At 28.5% G+C, this 18,540-nt stretch carries 22 protein-coding genes; all 22 read left to right on the top strand.

Features of this window, described 5'->3' with window-relative positions; all coding sequences use genetic code 11:
* Positions 1–73 precede the first annotated feature (73 nt).
* The 22 genes from obgE (at position 74) to CRU93_RS07735 (ending at position 18,151) form a co-directional block, all read left to right on the top strand.
* The gene (gene obgE, locus CRU93_RS07840; RefSeq protein WP_129103641.1) at positions 74–1,165 is read left to right on the top strand and encodes a GTPase ObgE; all 1,092 of its coding nucleotides are present in this window, start codon (positions 74–76) and stop codon (positions 1,163–1,165) included.
* On the top strand, positions 1,162–1,935 hold the full coding sequence (proB, locus tag CRU93_RS07835; RefSeq protein WP_129103640.1) for a glutamate 5-kinase: 774 nt from the start codon (positions 1,162–1,164) through the stop codon (positions 1,933–1,935). The genes obgE and proB overlap by 4 nt, the downstream gene beginning before the upstream one ends.
* Positions 1,935–2,858, top strand: a complete 924-nt coding sequence (gene fmt, locus CRU93_RS07830; RefSeq protein ID WP_129103639.1) for a methionyl-tRNA formyltransferase — start codon at positions 1,935–1,937, stop codon at positions 2,856–2,858. Before proB ends, fmt begins: the two co-directional genes overlap by 1 nt.
* Before the next feature lie 141 nt (positions 2,859–2,999).
* Positions 3,000–3,635 (top strand): biotin--[acetyl-CoA-carboxylase] ligase, encoded by a 636-nt coding sequence (locus CRU93_RS07825; protein WP_129103638.1) that lies wholly within the window; start codon positions 3,000–3,002, stop codon positions 3,633–3,635.
* The gene (locus CRU93_RS07820) at positions 3,632–4,408 is read left to right on the top strand and encodes a ParA family protein (RefSeq protein ID WP_129103637.1); all 777 of its coding nucleotides are present in this window, start codon (positions 3,632–3,634) and stop codon (positions 4,406–4,408) included. Before CRU93_RS07825 ends, CRU93_RS07820 begins: the two co-directional genes overlap by 4 nt.
* A gap of 4 nt (positions 4,409–4,412) precedes the next feature.
* Positions 4,413–5,282 carry a ParB/RepB/Spo0J family partition protein gene (locus tag CRU93_RS07815; protein WP_129103636.1) on the top strand — a complete coding sequence of 290 codons (870 nt, stop codon included), beginning with the start codon at positions 4,413–4,415 and terminating at the stop codon, positions 5,280–5,282.
* Positions 5,283–5,384: 102 nt separating this feature from the next.
* A complete protein-coding gene (locus CRU93_RS07810) occupies positions 5,385–5,807 on the top strand; it encodes a F0F1 ATP synthase subunit B' (RefSeq protein ID WP_129103635.1) in 423 nt (140 codons plus the stop codon).
* A 10-nt stretch (positions 5,808–5,817) separates the two neighbouring features.
* The gene (locus CRU93_RS07805) at positions 5,818–6,330 is read left to right on the top strand and encodes a F0F1 ATP synthase subunit B (protein WP_129103634.1); all 513 of its coding nucleotides are present in this window, start codon (positions 5,818–5,820) and stop codon (positions 6,328–6,330) included.
* Positions 6,330–6,860, top strand: coding sequence for a F0F1 ATP synthase subunit delta (locus tag CRU93_RS07800; protein WP_129103633.1), 531 nt, complete (start codon positions 6,330–6,332; stop codon positions 6,858–6,860). Before CRU93_RS07805 ends, CRU93_RS07800 begins: the two co-directional genes overlap by 1 nt.
* A 21-nt stretch (positions 6,861–6,881) precedes the next feature.
* Positions 6,882–8,399: a F0F1 ATP synthase subunit alpha gene (gene atpA / locus CRU93_RS07795; protein WP_129103632.1), complete on the top strand. Its 1,518-nt coding sequence runs from the start codon at positions 6,882–6,884 to the stop codon at positions 8,397–8,399.
* Positions 8,400–8,409: 10 nt separating this feature from the next.
* A complete protein-coding gene (gene atpG, locus CRU93_RS07790) occupies positions 8,410–9,297 on the top strand; it encodes an ATP synthase F1 subunit gamma (protein WP_129103631.1) in 888 nt (295 codons plus the stop codon).
* Positions 9,298–9,315: 18 nt separating this feature from the next.
* Positions 9,316–10,716: a F0F1 ATP synthase subunit beta gene (gene atpD / locus CRU93_RS07785; protein ID WP_129103630.1), complete on the top strand. Its 1,401-nt coding sequence runs from the start codon at positions 9,316–9,318 to the stop codon at positions 10,714–10,716.
* Between the two features lie 10 nt (positions 10,717–10,726).
* The gene (atpC, locus tag CRU93_RS07780; RefSeq protein ID WP_129103629.1) at positions 10,727–11,104 is read left to right on the top strand and encodes an ATP synthase F1 subunit epsilon; all 378 of its coding nucleotides are present in this window, start codon (positions 10,727–10,729) and stop codon (positions 11,102–11,104) included.
* 10 nt (positions 11,105–11,114) lie between these two features.
* Complete coding sequence (locus CRU93_RS07775; RefSeq protein ID WP_129103628.1) at positions 11,115–11,675, top strand: MotA/TolQ/ExbB proton channel family protein; 561 nt, start codon at positions 11,115–11,117, stop codon at positions 11,673–11,675.
* Between the two features lie 5 nt (positions 11,676–11,680).
* Positions 11,681–12,070, top strand: a complete 390-nt coding sequence (locus CRU93_RS07770) for a biopolymer transporter ExbD (protein ID WP_129103627.1) — start codon at positions 11,681–11,683, stop codon at positions 12,068–12,070.
* A gap of 6 nt (positions 12,071–12,076) precedes the next feature.
* Positions 12,077–12,835 (top strand): energy transducer TonB, encoded by a 759-nt coding sequence (locus CRU93_RS07765; protein WP_129103626.1) that lies wholly within the window; start codon positions 12,077–12,079, stop codon positions 12,833–12,835.
* Positions 12,836–12,840: 5 nt separating this feature from the next.
* Positions 12,841–14,109: a Tol-Pal system protein TolB gene (tolB, locus tag CRU93_RS07760; RefSeq protein ID WP_129103625.1), complete on the top strand. Its 1,269-nt coding sequence runs from the start codon at positions 12,841–12,843 to the stop codon at positions 14,107–14,109.
* 110 nt (positions 14,110–14,219) lie between these two features.
* Positions 14,220–14,792 carry an OmpA family protein gene (locus CRU93_RS07755; RefSeq protein ID WP_129103624.1) on the top strand — a complete coding sequence of 191 codons (573 nt, stop codon included), beginning with the start codon at positions 14,220–14,222 and terminating at the stop codon, positions 14,790–14,792.
* 25 nt (positions 14,793–14,817) lie between these two features.
* Positions 14,818–15,789: a tol-pal system YbgF family protein gene (locus tag CRU93_RS07750; protein WP_129103623.1), complete on the top strand. Its 972-nt coding sequence runs from the start codon at positions 14,818–14,820 to the stop codon at positions 15,787–15,789.
* Positions 15,790–15,815: 26 nt separating this feature from the next.
* A complete protein-coding gene (locus CRU93_RS07745) occupies positions 15,816–16,394 on the top strand; it encodes a peptidylprolyl isomerase (protein WP_129103622.1) in 579 nt (192 codons plus the stop codon).
* A gap of 133 nt (positions 16,395–16,527) precedes the next feature.
* Positions 16,528–17,460: an ACP S-malonyltransferase gene (gene fabD / locus CRU93_RS07740; RefSeq protein WP_129103621.1), complete on the top strand. Its 933-nt coding sequence runs from the start codon at positions 16,528–16,530 to the stop codon at positions 17,458–17,460.
* The gene (locus CRU93_RS07735) at positions 17,453–18,151 is read left to right on the top strand and encodes a 5'-methylthioadenosine/adenosylhomocysteine nucleosidase (protein WP_129103620.1); all 699 of its coding nucleotides are present in this window, start codon (positions 17,453–17,455) and stop codon (positions 18,149–18,151) included. The genes fabD and CRU93_RS07735 overlap by 8 nt, the downstream gene beginning before the upstream one ends.
* Positions 18,152–18,540 lie beyond the last annotated feature (389 nt).

Raw genomic sequence — 18,540 nt, 5'->3', positions numbered from 1 at the left:
AGGTTAGAAATATTTTTTAAAAAAGGGTGTATGGCAGTTTGCCTACACCCTTTTTTAGTTTTAGGAGAACAAAGTGTTTATAGATAGTGTAAAATTTACAATTTCATCAGGAAAGGGAGGACAAGGTTGTACTTCTTTTAGAAGAGAGAAATTTGTAGTTAAGGGTGGACCAGATGGTGGAGATGGAGGAAAAGGTGGAGATGTCTATTTTTTAGTAGATAATAACACTGATACTTTATCATGGTATAAAGGTCGAACTGTACTTAAAGCTGAAAATGGTAAACAAGGTATGGGAAGAAGAATGACAGGTAAATCTGCGCCAGCACTTACACTTACTGTACCTCCTGGAACTCAAGTTATTGATGCAAATACAAATGAAGTATTATTAGACTTAGTTAATGAAGGTGAAAAAGTTAAGTTCTTAGATGGAGGAAAAGGTGGAATGGGAAATTTCCACTTTAAAAATTCCAAAAATCAAAGACCAACTTATTGTCAACCAGGTTTACCAGGTATATCAAGAGAGATAAAACTTGAACTTAAACTTATAGCAGATGTTGGGCTTGTTGGATATCCTAATGTTGGAAAATCAACACTTATTTCAACATTGTCAAATGCAGAACCAGAAATTGCAAATTATGAGTTTACAACATTAACACCAAAATTAGGTGTTGTTGAAGTTGGTGAGTATAACTCTTTTGTAATGGCAGATATTCCAGGAATTATAGATGGTGCTAGTGAAGGAAAAGGTTTAGGAATAGAGTTTTTAAAACATATAGAAAGAACTAAAACCTTACTATTTACTATTGATGTTTCAAACCATAGAAAAATAACAGAACAGTTTGAAATATTAAAAGAAGAATTGGCAAAATTTTCAGTAGAGCTTAGTGGAAGAAACTTTGCAATAGCGTTAACTAAAACTGACGCATACTATGGTGAAGATTTAAATAAAGATATAAAAGAATTAATTGATAGTTTAGATTTGGAAGAATCTAAAGAGAACGATTTTGGATTTGATGGAAAATTACCATACTATATTCAAGATCTAACACTATCAAGATATGACAAAACAAAACCATTTTTTATTTTGCCAATATCATCAGTTACACATTTAAATACTAAATCAATCGGGTATGCTTTATATGAACTTTTAGGACATAGTAGATGAAAAGAATCGTTATTAAAGTTGGAACAGCAGTTCTGACTGATAATAATAAATTAGCATTAGAAAGATTATCAAATTTAGTTGATTTTATAGCAAAATTAAAAAAAGAAAAAAAATATGAAGTAATTCTAGTAAGTTCTGGTGCTGTTGGCGCTGGAAATACTAGATTACACTTAGATAAAAAAATTATTTATAATAGACAAGCGCTTGCGGCAATTGGTCAACCTTTAATGATGAAACACTACAAAAAGAAATTTAGAGAATATGATATTATTTGTGGACAGATTTTGATGATTGAAACAGATTTTGATTCTAAAAAAAGAACAAAAAATGCACAAAATGTAGTTGAAATATTATTGGAAAATGATGTAATCCCTATTGTAAATGAAAATGATGTTGTTGCAAATGACGAGTTGTTATTTGGTGATAATGATCAGTTAGCTGCACATGCTGCATTTTATTTTAAGGCTGATATTTTAGCAATACTTTCAGATATTGATGGATATTATAATAAAAATCCAAGAGAGTTTGAAGATGCAGTTTTACAAAAAAATGTTGATGTGGTTTATGAGTCTCAATTAGAGATGAAACATACACCAAATTCAGAATTTGCAACTGGTGGAATTGTTACTAAATTAAAAGCTGCTAAGTTTTTAATGGATAGAAATATTCCAATGTTTTTAAGTTCAGGATTTGATTTGACAAATGCATATGAATTTTTTATAAATGAAAATCATAAAAGTGGAACACTATTTAAAGCACAGGAAGTATAATGAAGAAAAAAATTGTTTTTATGGGAACACCAGACTATGCAACTGCAATATTTGATAGATTAGTTAAATCTAAAAAATATGAAGTTTTAGCACTTTTTACTCAACCTGATAAAAAAGTTGGTAGAAAACAAATTTTAACTGCTCCTCATGTAAAACAATACTGTATTGATAATAATATAGATTTACCAATCTTTCAACCAGAAAAATTAAAAAATAATAGTGAGATAACACATCAAATAGAACAATTGTCACCAGATTTTATAATTGTTGCTGCATATGGTCAAATTCTACCAAGAGAAATTTTAGCTATAGCACCATGTATAAATTTACATGCTTCAATTTTACCAAAATATAGAGGTGCGAGTCCTATTCAAGAATCAATATTAAATGATGATGAATATACTGGTGTAACAGCTATGTTTATGGAAGAAGGACTTGATAGTGGGGATATACTTGCTATTGAGTACTTGAAATTAAAAAAAGAGATGTTAGTAGATGAAGTCTTTGAAAAATTATCATTAATTGCTGCTAATTTAACTCTTACAACATTAGACAATTTCGAAAATATTTTACCTAAAAAACAAAATGATTCAGAAGTTAGTTTTTGTAAAAAAATAAAAAAAGAGAATGGCTTGGTATCTTTTAAAAGTGCAAAAAAACTTTATTTAAAATATAAAGCTTATTGTTATTGGCCTGGCATTTTTCTTGAATCTGGATTAAAATTAAAAAATTTAGAATTATTAGAAGAGTCTTCAATTAACAAAGAAGGACTAATACAAGAAATTGGAAAAGATTATGCAATCATCTCTTGTGAAGTTGGAACTATAAAAATTTATCAAGTTCAGCCAGTTTCGAAAAAACCTATGAATATAGCTGATTATTTAAGAGGTAAAAGATTAGAAGTAAATGATATATTAAATTAATAGTTACATAAAATAATAAAATTATGTAACTATTAATTTCTTAGATATGTATACTATAAGTTTTAAATATCCAATTTACATTAATAATATATACGTAAAAGTATTAATAAAATCTTGCAATATAATTTGATATAATAAATTATGAAAATTATTAGATTAACACAAATAGATTCTACACATACATATTTAAAAAATTACATTAAAAATTTAGAAGTTTTTACTCCCACTTGTATAATAACTGATTATCAAACTAATGGAGTTGGAAGTAGAGGAAATAGTTGGACAGGAGTAAAAGGAAATCTATTTTTTTCTTTTGTTTATGAAATTGAGGATTTGCCAATAGATTTACCTCTTCAAAGTTGTTCAATATATTTTTCTTTTATATTAAAAAAGATATTTGAAGAATTAGGTTCAAATGTTTGGATAAAATGGCCAAATGATTTCTATATAAATAATAAAAAAATAGGTGGAACAATCACTACTATGAGCAACAATTTGTTATTTTGTGGAATAGGAATTAATCTTAATAATGTTAGTGAAGAATTTGGTAAATTAGATATTAAAATTGATATTGATAAAACAATGAAAAACTATTTTAATAATATTGAAAAACAAATTTCATGGAAGGAAATATTTAGTCAGTTTAAGGTAGAATTTCAAAATAGCAAAAGATTCCATGTGACAATTGAAAATCAAAAAAAATCATTAGAAAACGCTGTTTTAAATAGCGACGGTTCTATAAATATAGATAATAAAAAGGTATTTAGTTTAAGATGACAGAAATAATATCAATAGCAAACCAAAAAGGTGGTGTTGGAAAAACAACAACTGCCGTTAATCTAAGTGCAGCTTTAGCATTAAGAGGTAAAAAAGTTCTTTTAATTGATGCTGATCCTCAATCTAATGCAACTACAAGTTTAGGCTTTCATAGGGATACTTATGAATATAACCTATATCATGTAATGCTTGGAACTAAAGAGTTAAATGAAATTATTTTAGATACAGAAATTGAAAATCTAAAAGTAGCACCATCAAATATTGGATTAGTTGGAATTGAAAAAGAGTTTTATAAAAATAACAAAGAAAGAGAACTTATTTTAAAAAGAAAAATTGATCCTGTAAAAAAAGATTATGATTATATTATTATTGATTCACCACCAGCACTTGGACCAATAACAATAAATACATTAAGTGCATCAAACTCTGTATTAATACCTATTCAATGTGAATTTTTTGCATTAGAAGGATTAGCACAGTTACTTAATACAATTAAACTTGTTAAACAGACAATTAATAGACAATTACAAATTAGAGGTTTTTTACCTACTATGTATAGTTCTACAAATAATTTATCAAAACAAGTTTTTGCTGATTTAGCACAACACTTTGAGAGTAAATTATTTAAGATTGATGATGCGTCATATGTTGTGATTCCAAGAAATATTAAACTTGCAGAGAGCCCAAGTTTTGGAAAGCCAATTATGCTTTATGATGCAGCAGCAACTGGAACAAAAGCATACACAAATTTAGCAAGAGCAATAGCAGGATAGTAAAATGGCACTAGGTAGAGGACTTGGAGAATTATTAGGCGAAGTTGAAATTGCTTATGAAAATGGTAATAGTAAAAATGATTATTCACAAATAGGTAATATTGTTGAATTGGATATTGATAAAATTAAATCAAATCCAAATCAACCAAGAAAAATATTTGATGAAGATAAATTAAAAGAATTAAGTGATTCAATTGTTGAACATGGTTTACTACAACCTATTGTTGTTATTGAAGATAAACATGAAGGTTTTATATTAGTTTCAGGTGAAAGAAGATTAAAAGCACATAAGCTTGCAAATCTTGATAAAATTAGTGCAATTGTATTAGATATTGAAGAGTTTAAATTAAGAGAATTAGCATTAATAGAAAATATTCAAAGAGATGATCTAAATATAATTGAACTTGCATACTCATACGCTCAACTTTTAAACGAACATAATATTACACATGATGAATTATCAAAAAAAGTGTTCAAGAGTAGAACATCAATTACAAATACTTTAAGACTTTTACAATTAAGTTCATATGTACAACAATTGCTTGCAAATAATAAAATAAGTGCTGGCCATGCAAAGATTATGTTGGGATTAGAAGAAGATCAACAAAAATTAGTTGCAGATTCAATTATTGGACAAAAATTGTCTGTAAGAGAAACTGAAAAACTAGTAAAAGATTTAAAAAATCCAAGTACAAAAAAAGTACAAAAAAATAAAAAAACTGCGAATTATGATTTCAATCCATTAAGTGATGTTGTAAAAACATTAAAAGATAATAAGCTAAAAGTTAAGGCTGAAAAAAATTATTTTAAAATTGAAATTAACTCTCAAGAAGATATAGAAAAGATTTCTAATTATTTTCGTAACACTTTATAAATTTTCTATACATTATTCCTCTGTTTAATATAATTTTATAAAACATTTTGATAAAATAAATCAGTTTTAGTCAAACTAAACTGTAAAAATATGGAGGAATGAATGTTAGACATAAGTCCTGTATTGTTGCTTAGCTCTGGTATCATCTTTTTGTTAGTTGTTGCTAGACTAAACAGTTGTCTATTCAAGCCTCTACTAAAGCATATGGATGATAGGTCTGAATCAATTAAAAAAGATTTAGAAGATGCAAAATCAAACAGTGCAAATGTAGATGGCATGCTGGCTGAAGCAAATGATGTGATTGCTGCTGCTAAAAAAGAAGCCGCTGCAATTAGAGAAAAAGCTTATAATGAAGCAAAACAAAATGCTGATGCAAAACTTGCAAATGCTAAAGCAAACTTAGAAGTTAAATCTGAAGAGTTTACTAAACATTTACAAGATGAAACAAGAGTATTGAAAGATTCATTAATAGCTTCTATGCCTCAATTTAATGAGAGCCTAAAAGCTAAGCTTAGCTCGATATAAAGGAATTAAAGTGAAAAAGTTGTTATTATTAGGTTTAGCTTTAAGTCCTGTTGTATTATTTGCTAGTAGTGAAGGTGCGGATACAGATATTATTCAAAGAACCGTTAACTTTATAATTTTTGCTGGAATTTTATGGTATTTATTAGCCGATAAAGTTAAAGCTTTTTTTGCAGATAGAAGTCTTTCTATCCAAGCTGAACTTGATAAAGTACAAGATACTTTAAAAGCTTCTCAAAAAAAGATTGACAATGCTAATAAACAATTAGAAGAAGCAAAAGTTCTTGCTGCAGAAATAGTTGAAACTGCAAATAATGATGTAGATTCAATTAAACTAAAAGTTCTTGCAGCTGTTGAAGCTGAAATTGCTCATTTAGAGAAAAACTTTGATGAGAAAACAAAAGTTGAACTAAGAAAAGCAAAAAAACAAGTTGTTGCTGAAGTTCTTGAAGAGCTATTTAACTCAGACAATGTTGAATTAACTCAAGATGAGTTATCAAATATTGTACTTAAGAAGGTAGCATAATGATTGATTTAGTAGCAAAAAGATATGTTAAAGCTTTATTAGATGGAAGAGAAGTAGCTTCAGTGACTGCTTTAGCTGAAGAGTTAGAAAAATTATCTTCAGCTTATAATGATGATAAATTTATCGCTATTATATCATCTACTGAAGTAAAAAATAGTGATAAAGTTGAGTTAATTATCTCATTTTTAGATAATTGTAGTGATACTTTAAAAAATCTTATTAAATTACTAGGTGAAAAAAAGAGATTTGATATTATTCCAGAAATTGCAGAAGAGTTGACTCGTCAGCTAGCAGCAATTAATAATTCTTATACAGGTGTTATTTACACTAACAAAGAGTTAGCTGTTGAATATGTTTCATCAATTGAAAAAGAGTTTAGTAAAAAATTTAATGTAGATTTATCATTAACACAAAATGTTTGTGATTATAATGGTATTAAAGTTGATATTGATGGACTTGGGGTAGAAATTTCTTTTTCTAAAGATAGATTGAAATCTCAAATGATTGATCATATTTTAAAAGCAGTTTAGAACTTATAAAGGAGAATTTTAATGGGTGCAAAGATTCAAGCTGATGAAATCAGTTCTATTATAAAAGAAAGAATCGAAAACTTTGAATTAAATGTAGATGTAAATGAAACTGGTAAAATCATCTCTTTTGCAGATGGTATTGCTCAAGTATACGGTCTTAAAAATGTAATGGCTGGAGAAATTGTAGAGTTTGAAAATGGTGAGAGAGGTCTTGCTTCAAACTTAGAAGAGTCTGCAGTAGGTGTTGTTGTTCTTGGAAGAGGAGAAGGTCTTGCAGAAGGTGTATCTTGTAAAAGAGTTGGAAAACTATTAGAGACTCCAGTTGGAGACGCTATGGTTGGTAGAGTTGTAAATGCACTTGGTGAACCAATTGATGGTAAAGGTGCAATTGAAGCTTCTGAAACAAGATTTGTAGAAGAAAAAGCTCCAGGAATTATGGCTAGAAAATCTGTTCATGAGCCATTACAAACTGGTATTAAAGCTATTGATGCACTAGTTCCAATCGGAAGAGGGCAAAGAGAGCTTATTATTGGTGATAGACAAACAGGTAAAACTACAGTTGCTATTGATACAATTCTTAATCAAAAAAGTGAAGATGTAATTTGTATTTATGTTGCAATTGGACAAAAATCTTCTTCTGTAGCTAACGTTGTTAGAACTTTAGAAGAAAACGGTGCAATGGATTATACAATCGTAGTAAATGCAGGTGCTTCTGAGTCTTCTGCTTTACAATTTTTAGCTCCATATACAGGTGTTACTATTGGTGAATACTTTAGAGACAATGGTAAACACGCATTAATAGTTTATGATGACTTATCAAAACACGCAGTTGCTTATAGAGAAATGTCTTTATTATTAAGAAGACCACCAGGTAGAGAAGCATATCCAGGGGATGTATTTTATCTACACTCAAGATTATTAGAAAGAGCTGCTAAAATGTCAGATGAAAGAGGAGCAGGTTCAATGACTGCTTTACCTATCATCGAAACTCAAGCAGGAGATGTTGCTGCATACGTTCCAACAAATGTAATTTCTATTACTGATGGGCAAATCTTCCTAGAAACTAATTTATTTAACTCAGGTATTAGACCTGCAATTAATGTTGGTTTATCAGTATCAAGAGTTGGTGGTGCTGCGCAAATTAAAGCTACAAAACAAGTAGCTGGTACATTAAAATTATCGCTTGCACAATATAGAGAACTTGAAGCATTCGCACAGTTCGCATCTGATCTTGATGAATCAACAAGAAAAGAGCTTGAACTTGGTCAAAGAATGGTTGAAGTATTAAAGCAAGGTGTTAATAAACCATTAGTTATTGAAAAACAAATTGTTATCATTTATGCTGGTACAAAAGGTTATTTAAATGATGTTGCTGTAAATGATGTTGTTAAATTCGAAGAAGAATTACATGCATTTATTGAGCAAAAATATTCAAATATTTTAGAGTCAATCAAAACTAAACAAAAAATTGATGATGAGATTGAGTCTGCATTAAAATCTGCATTAAATGAGTTTAAAACTGTATTCAGTGCAAATTAAGGATTAGCATATGGCTAACTTAAAAGAGATTAAACTTAAAATTAATAGTGTTAAGAATACTCAGAAGACTACAAAAGCTATGAAGCTTGTATCTTCTGCAAAACTTACTAGAACTAGACAGTTATCTGAACAAGCTAGAAGTTATGCACATAAGATAAATGAAGTTCTTTCTGATATCGCAAATAGAGTTAGCAAGGTTCATGAAGAAGGTAATGTTGATAAAGCATTTATTCCAAATGACAATCCAAGAACAGTTGATATTGTTTTGGTTACTGCTGATAAAGGTCTTTGCGGTGGTTTTAATATGGCAACAATTAAAACTGTTAGTAAATTAAAAGCTGAGTATGAAGCAAAAGGTGCAAATGTTAGATTAAGAGCTGTAGGAAGAAAAGGTATTGATTACTTTTCATTCCAAGGTGAAGAACTTTTACAAAAAGTTTCAGATCTTTCATCAGCACCTGATTATGACAGAGCAGCTGAATTTATTAATGATGTTGTAGAAGATTTTAATAATGGAATTACTGAAAAAGTAATTTTAATTTATAACGGTTTCTTAAATATGCTGACTCAAGAGTTAAGAGTTAATGAACTTTTACCAATCAGTTTAGAAAATGTTGAAACTAATGATAATGATAGTTCAATGCTTTCATTAGAACCAGATGATGACGAAGAAGTGTTAAATGAATTAACTTCTAAATATTTAGATTTTAATATGTATTATGCGTTAATTGATTCTCTAGCTGCTGAACATTCTGCAAGAATGCAAGCAATGGAGGCTGCTACAAATAATGCAAAAGATAGAGTTAATACATTAACAGTTGAATATAACAAAGCTAGACAAGCTGCAATTACAACAGAGCTGATAGAAATTATCAGTGGTGTTGAATCATTAAAATAATTTAAAGGAGCTACCCGTATGAAAGGTAAAATTATTCAGGTAATGGGTCCGGTTGTAGACGTAGAGTTCGACGGATACTTACCAGAAATCAATGAAGCAATTGATGTTGCTTTCGCTGATAAAAACCATGACAGATTAGTACTTGAAGTTGCTGCACACATCGGTGATAGTAGAGTTAGAACTATTGCTATGGACATGACTGAAGGACTTGTTAGAGGTCAAGAATGTACAGCAACAGGTGGACCAATTAAAGTTCCAGTTGGAGAAGCTGTACTTGGAAGAATATTTAATGTAATTGGTGATCCTGTTGATGAAGGTGATGCAATTGCTGAAGATACAACTAGATGGTCAATTCACAGAGCTGCTCCTTCTTTTGAAGAGCAATCTACAAAAACTGAAATGTTTGAAACAGGTATCAAAGTAGTTGACTTATTAGCTCCTTATTCTAAAGGTGGTAAAGTTGGACTATTTGGTGGTGCTGGTGTTGGTAAAACAGTTATTATTATGGAACTTATCCATAATGTTGCATTTAAACATTCAGGTTACTCAGTATTTGCTGGTGTTGGTGAAAGAACAAGAGAAGGTAATGACCTTTATCACGAAATGAAAGACTCAAATGTACTTGATAAAGTTGCATTATGCTATGGTCAAATGAGTGAGCCTCCAGGTGCAAGAAATAGAATTGCATTAACTGGTCTTACAATGGCAGAATACTTTAGAGATGAAAAAGGTCTTGATGTATTAATGTTCGTTGATAATATCTTTAGATTTGCACAAGCTGGTTCTGAAATGTCAGCATTATTAGGAAGAATTCCTTCAGCTGTTGGTTACCAACCAACACTTGCAAGAGAAATGGGTGCATTACAAGAAAGAATTACTTCAACTGCAAAAGGTTCAATTACTTCTGTTCAAGCAGTATATGTACCAGCGGATGACTTAACTGACCCAGCTCCTGCTTCAGTTTTTGCTCACTTAGATGCAACAACTGTACTTAACAGAAAAATTGCTGAAAAAGGTATTTATCCTGCAGTTGATCCACTAGATTCAACTTCAAGAATTTTAAGTGCTGATGTATTAGGTGAAGAACATTATTCTGTTGCAAGAGGTGTTCAATCAGTATTACAAAAATATAAAGATTTACAAGATATTATTGCTATTCTTGGTATGGATGAATTATCAGAAGCAGATAAACTTGTAGTTGATAGAGCAAGAAAAATTGAGAAATTCTTATCACAACCATTCTTCGTTGCAGAAGTATTTACAGGAAGCCCAGGAAAATATGTTGAGCTTAAAGATACAATTGCAGGATTCAAAGGTATCTTAGATGGTAAATATGACGATATTCCAGAAATGGCATTCTATATGGTTGGTGGAATGGATGAAGCTTTAGCAAAAGCTGAGGAAATGAAATCAAAATAAGGTTAGCCTAATGGAAACAATTAGATTATCAATAGTTACACCTAATGGAGAAATTTTTAATGATGATGTTAAAACTGTAACTCTTCCTGGAAAAGAGGGAGAGTTCGGTGTTTTACCTGGTCACTCATCACTTGTTTCTTCATTAACAGTAGGTGTAATTGTTATTGAAAAAGAAAATTCTACTGAGGCTGTTGCTATAAACTGGGGACACGTTAAAGTAAATGAAAGTTCTGTTGATGTTTTAGCTGATGGAGCTATCGCATTAACTCAAGGTGAAGATTCTAACACTGCTAAAAATATTGAAGCAGCTAAAGATTTAGTTAATTCTGTTAAAGATTCTAACGTATCTGTAGCTTCAGTTGAAGCAAAAATCAATTCTTTCGCTTAGAAAGTAACTTATGATTGATTTGATATTAGATTATCTTAGTAATAGTAGTGCTATCACAATTCTTGTGTTAGTGCTACTATCTGCTTACTTAGTTACAATTTTTTGGATTTTTATATATAGACTAATGGCTTTAAATTCATTAATTTTAAATGAAAAAAAATCATTAGAAACTCTAACTTCTAGAGGTAGTGATATTAGCCCATTGTCATCATTATATAAATGTTCAAGTGGTTCATCTTCAAAACATATTCTACATGCATGTGAAATTTCTATTATTAAAGATGCCAGTTTTGGTATTTCTTGGTTATCTATTATTTCTTCTACTGCACCATTTATTGGTTTATTTGGTACTGTTGTAGGTATATTAGAATCATTTGCCAAATTTTCAAATCATGGAAAAGTTGGGTTCTCTATTATTGCACCTGCTATTAGTGAAGCATTAGTTGCTACAGCTGCTGGTATTTTTGTTGCAATATTTGCATATACATTTCATCAAATATTAGTTAGAAAAGTTTATGAACTAAATACTTATATTAAGGCACAAGCTGAAATTTTAGTTGCAAAAGGTTAAAGTGTATGTATGACTTTAATCAAAAGCCAGAATTAAATGTTACACCACTAGTTGATATTATGTTAGTATTGTTAGCGATTTTAATGGTTACTGCTCCTGTTATGGAGTTTGAAGAACCAGTTAATTTACCTAGTGGTAGTAAAACTAAACAGATAGAAAATGTAAAAAAAATCACAATTTTTATTAATAAAAATAGAGAAGTTACAATAAATAAAAACAAATATGATTTAAAAGATTTTCCAGATAGTTTCATTCTTTTTGCAAAAACAAAAAATAGAAATACTCCAGTGCATATTAGAGCAGATAAGACGTTAGTTTATGATGATGTAATATATATATTAAAGACAGTAAAAGAAGCTGGATTTTTTAAAGTATCATTAATTACAGATGGATAATTATTTATGATAAAACTTTTTTTCAATTCACAAAAAGATACAAATTTTTATCTATCTGGTCTTTTAGCTTTTTTCATATATATATTTATATTTACTCTTGTTATTTTATATATAGATGAAAATGATGCAAAAATTTATGACTCTTCAAAAAAAACTACAGTTTTAGAATTAGAAGTTGTATTACCTGATCAAACAAAAAATAAAATTTCAAAAATGAAAGTTAATAAAAAAGTTAAGAATGATGTTGTAAAAAAAACAACTTCTAAAAGTTCAAAACAAAAAGCGGACATTAAATCGTTATTTGCAAATGTTAAGACTAAAGAAAAAAAAGTTGTTGATAAAGTTGTTAATAATGTAAAAGCTTCAAATAATTCAAGTAGATTTAAATCAAAGTTTGAAAGAGAAAAAAGAACGAATGGTGATTTAAATTTATCAAAAATGTTAGATGATGTAAAAACTAAAAAAAGAGCATTAGCAATTGATACTTCATCAAAACATGCAAATGATCCATATTTTTCAAAAATACATGAAATTTTAGCAACTAGATGGAACCCTCTTTTAATTGAAAATGACTTAGAAGCAAAAGTTTTAATTATTATTTCAAGTACGGGAGAGTTTGATTATAAGTTTTTAAAATATTCTACTAATGAAAAATTTGATACTCTTCTAAAAGAGTTTTTAAATGAACAAAAAAAATTGTCATATCCTCCTCATAATAAAGGAAGAAGCACAAGTATTGAAGTTACATTTAAATCAAAAGGATAAATTATATGAAAAAACTTGTAGTGTTATTATTATGTTTTTTTAATTTAGCTTTTGCAGTTGATGCAAAATTAGAAATTATAAAAAAATCTACTAATCTGCCAAAAATTGTTGTTGCAATAGCAAAAAATAGTAAAAATATTAATTTTCTAAAAAAAGTAAAGAAAGTAATTGAAAATGATTTAAAAGTTAGTGGTCATTTTACTGTTGAACCAACTTATGTATCAACAGATTTTAATACAAAACCAGATTTATATATACTTAAAAAGAATAATATTGATTTATATTTAAATTTAAGTTCAAAGATTACAGGTTTTGGTGGTGTGACTGTTAATACTGAACTTTATGATATTAATAGTACACAATTAGTAAATAAAAAATCTTTTAGTACTAAATATGAAAAGAGATATCCATTTTTATCTCATAGAATATCAATATCTATAAATAAATATTTAAAAGCACCATCTATAAAATGGATGGATAAGTTTGTAATATTCTCTGTTTATGAAGCTTCAAGAAAAGCAGATATTTATATTGGTGATTATACTTTAACTTTCAAAAAAAGAATAGTTAATGGTGGATTAAATATATTTCCTAAATGGGCAGATAAAAATCAAAAAAGTTATTATTATACTACATATAATGGCAAAGTACCAACTTTAATAAAAGCAAATTTATATACAGGTAAAAAGCAAGTTATAATGAGAAGTGAAGGAATGATAATAGCTTCTGATGTGAGTTCAGATGGAAAAAAATTATTAATTACTGCATCTCCAAATGGCCAAGCTGATATATATTTATATAATCTTATTACAAAATATAAACAAAGATTAACTACATATAAAGGAATTGATGTAGGAGCACATTTTGTAGAAAATGACAAAAAGATTATTTTTGTATCTGATAGATTAAGTTATCCTAATATCTTTTTAAAAACTATAGGTAAACGTGGTGTACAAAGAGTTGTTTATCATGGGAAAAACAATTCTTCTGCTACTACATATAAAAATTATGTTGTTTATTCAAGTAGAGATAAAGCAAATGAGTTTGGATTAAGAACATTTAATCTTTATTTATTGTCAACTAAAAGTGATTTTTTAAGAAGATTAACAGCAACTGGTGTAAATCAGTTCCCAAAATTTTCGTCTGATGGAGAGTCAATTTTACATATTAAAAACATAAATGGTAAAAGTTATGTTGGTATTATTAGATTAAACTATAATAAGTCATTTACTTTCCCGTTAACTGGTGGAAAAATTCAATCTATTGATTGGTAGTAAGAAACTCTATAAATAGTGATGTAAAGGCATTTTTTGAGAAAATATTTGTAATTTGTAATTAAGTTTACTTTTTGTAAAATATTTAAAATTTATATAAGGGAATTGTTATGAAAAAGATAGGTATTTACTCTTTCTTAGTTGCAGCAGTGTTGTTTTCTGGTTGTAGTCAAAAGAATGTAGAGATGGACGGAAGTTCAGCAACTGAACAAAATCAGAGTGCAGTTAAAAATTCTGAATCTAGTTTAGATAGTATCGATAATAGTAATGTTCAAGAAGATACATTAAATGATACATTAGCTCAAAAAGCTGACAATGGATACTACTACATGATAAATGGTAAAAAAGTATTTATTGAAAATATCTACTTTGGATTTGATAAATACAAATTAGATTCAAAAATGATTGAAAAAGCAAAAGAAAATGCTGAAAAACTTGCTGATATCAAACCAACTACTAAAATCAAAATTGAAGGTAATTGTGATGAGTGGGGAACTGATGAGTATAACTATGCTTTAGGTTTAAAAAGAGCAAAAGCAACAAAAGATGCTTTAGTTTCTGATGGTATTAATGAAGATTCAATTACATTAGTAAGTTTTGGAGAGAGTAATCCAGTGTGTACTGATAAGACTAAAGAGTGTTGGCAAAAAAACAGAAGAGCTGAACACAAACTTTTACCATAACATTTAAGACGATTAAATAAATTTTATGAATATAAAATTAACATCTATAATCTTTATAGCTTCATTAGCATATGCTAATGAAGTATCTGTTTTTGGTGCTGGAAACTTAAATTCTAAAGAACCTTATGGTCTAAATTCTACAGAAAAATATATTCTAAAGAATAAAACTGATTTAGGAAAAATTGATACTAAATTTAAAGGTGTAAAGACTACTGTTGAGTCTTTAAGTGAAAGAATTGATGGTATTGAATCAATTTATGAAGGTGATTCAAAAAAATTAAATAATACAGTATTAAAAGTAAATAATATAGTTAAAAAACTTGAAGAAACAGAAAATATAACTACTAAAAATAGTACAGATATAGAAAATTTAAAAAATGTTACTAGTCAATTATTGACTATGCAAGAAGATATTTCAAAAGAGAATAAAAAAAATATTGATACATTAAAAAAAGCTATAGATAAGTTAGTAAAAGAAGTTAATGAAATTAATAAAAAATATGTTTCTGCAAATGAATTAAAATCAAATATGAAACAGTTTGTTACTCTTGATGAATTTAACGCATTTAAAAAAAGTTTAGGTCACAAAACTAGTGTAAAAACAAAATCATCAACTAAAAGTAAAAAGTTATCATTCGCGCAGAAGAAAAAAATATTGGATGAAGCAAAAAGATTGTTTAAAAAAGACTATTTTACAAAAGCAATTCCAATGTTTGAACAGTTGATTGATTTAAATTATAAACCTGCTGAAAGTAATTATTATCTGGGTGAAATGTGGTACTACAGAGATAAATATAAAAAAGCAATTAAATATTTTAAACAATCAGCAGTATTGTATGATAAAGCCTCTTGGATGCCTAAGCTTTTATTACATAGTGCTATTTCATTTGAAAAAGTAAAAGATTATGGTAATGCCAATAAATTTTATGGTACATTAATTGATGTGTATCCAAATTCAAAAGAAGCACAAATAGCAAGTAAAAATATATCGAAATAAAAAATTAAATTTAAATAGGAGTAATTATGTCAAATAAAGTAATCGGAATTGAGTACACACTTAAAGATGCAAAATCAGGTGAGCACTTAGATTCAAATGTTGGTGGAGCACCATTAGAGTTCGTTTCAGGAAAAGGTCAAATAATCCCAGGTTTAGAAACAAAATTAGTTGAAATGGCTTTAAATGATGAAGCTGATGTTTTAGTTGAACCAAAAGATGGGTATGGTGAGTATAATGAAGAAGCTATGCAAACTTTACCAAAAGAACAATTTGCTGGTATTGAATTACAAGAAGGTATGAGTCTATATGGAACTGGAGAAAATGGTGAAACTGTACAAGTAACAGTAAAATCTTTTTCAGATAATGATGTAACAATTGATTATAACCATCCAATGGCTGGTAAAAGTTTAATGTTCTCAGTAGCAATATTATCATTAAGAGATGCAACAGCTGAAGAAATTGAAACTGGTGTTGTTGGTGGTATGGCTGCTATGGGTGGCGGTTGTTGTGGTGGTGGTCACCATGATCATGATCACGGTGAAGGTGGTTGTTGTTCATCTGATGGTGCAGAAAAACAATCAGGTGGATGCGGTTGCGGACACTAATTTAGTCTTAACTAAAAACTTTTTTTTGCCCAAGAGTGTATATCACTTTTGGGCAAAACTATTTATAAAGGGTAATTAATTACTTTTTACAGATAGTTTTAACTATGATTAAAATTTAAAATGAGGTAAAAAAATGAAAAAAGTTGCTTTTATTTTCCCTGGACAAGGTAGTCAAAAAATTGGAATGGGAAAAGATTTTTTTGATAATAGTGAAATCGCAAAAGATATGATTTCAAAAGCAAGTGAAAGATTAGGAATTAACTTTAACGAGTTACTATTTGAAGAAAATGATAAAATAGGGCAAACAGAGTATACTCAGCCTGCAATTTTGTTAGTTTCATCAATTGCAAATGCAATATTCAATGAAAAATATGATATTAAGCCAGAGTTTGTTTTAGGGCACTCTTTAGGTGAATTTTCTGCATTAGTAAGTGCTGGGGCTATTGATTATTTAGATGCTATTGAGTTAGTTCATAAAAGAGGAAAATTTATGAATGAAGCTTGTGCAGGAGCAGGAGCAGGAATGATGGCATTAGTTGGATTAGATGATAAAACTGTTGAAGATATGTGTGAAGAACAAAGAAAAAATGGTTTAAAAGTTTGGGCTGCAAATTATAATATGGATGGACAAATAGTTTTAGCAGGATTAAAACAAGATTTAGAAAGCTTAGTTGATGTTTTTAAAGAAGCAGGAGCTAAAAGAGCTATTGTATTAGATATGTCTGTTGCAAGCCATTGTGAATTGTTACAAAGTGCAGTTGAAAATTTAAAACCATATTTAGAAGAGTTTTTAAAAGATGATTTTAAATATAGTGTGATTTCAAATGTTACAGCTAATGAATATAATACAAAAGAAGAAGCTATTGACCTTCTTTCAGAACAATTAATTAACCCAGTAAAATATAAACATTCAATTGCTTCTAAAGAAGCAGATGTAGATGCTTTTATTGAATTTGGAAATGGTATAGTTTTAAAAGGATTAAATAGAAAAATTACAAAAAAACCTACATTTAATGTAAGCGATTTTAGTAGTTTAAATAAAACAATAGAGGCATTAAATGAATAAACTAGCGATAATGGGTGCGATGGAAGAGGAAATACAACCTCTTTTAGAGTATTTTGATGATGTAAAAGTAACAGAATTTGCAAATAATAAATATTATGAAGTAAATCTTGATGGTTTGGATGTAGTAATTGCATATTCAAAAATTGGTAAAGTGTTTGCAAGTTTAACTGCGACAACAATGATTGAAAAATTTGGTTGTGATACATTATTATTTTCAGGAGTTGCAGGTGCCGTGAATAGTGAACTAAAAATTGGTGATTTAGTTATTGCAGATAAATTATGTCAACATGATTTAGATATTACTGTTTTTGGCCATGCAAATGGATATGTTCCTGGTGGTGATGTATTTGTTAAAACTTCAAAAGATATTAGAGACATTGCAAAACAAGTTGCTAAAGAAAATAATCTTAAAGTTTTAGAGGGTACAATTGCTACAGGTGATCAGTTTGTAAACTCAAATGAAAGAAAAGATTTTATTATTAATACATTTAATGCAGATGCATTAGAAATGGAAGGTGCAAGTGTAGCTGTTATATGTGATGCACTAGATGTACCATTTTTTATTTTGAGAGCAATCTCAGATAGTGCAGATATGGATGCAAATTTTGATTTTGATGATTTTTTACATTCAAGTGCAAAAATATCTGCAGACTATGTAATAAAAATTGCAAAAGCTTTAAAAAACAAGTAGAGTAACTACTTGTTTTTATACTAATACTATATAAACTTCTTTATAAATAGCCATACTTATAAAATTTTACATTTCACTAAATAGATATATATAATATCAAAATAAATCAAATGTCATAAAAAGTTATAAAAATCAACCTTCTAATAAAAACCTAAAAAAGCAAACAAAAAAATATCAAAAAGAAAAAGAGAGAAAACGAAAAGCAAAAGAAGGCAATAAAAAGCAGATAAAAGTAATAAAAAAGGCATAAGAAAGAGAAGGGAAAGAGGGAGAGTATAAAGAATTAAAAAATTTAAGTTAATATTAAGGTGTAAGTGTTGACAAAAGTAAAAAAAGATACTATAATTCCCGTCCAAATTCGCTGAGGCCGAAAGGAATAAGTGAGAGTT

This window comes from Arcobacter sp. CECT 8985 (assembly GCF_004116495.1).
In the GTDB taxonomy this organism is placed as follows: Bacteria; Campylobacterota; Campylobacteria; order Campylobacterales; family Arcobacteraceae; genus Malaciobacter.
Note: the sequence above shows the minus strand (reverse complement) of the source record. Positions and strands in the feature narration are given on the sequence as shown.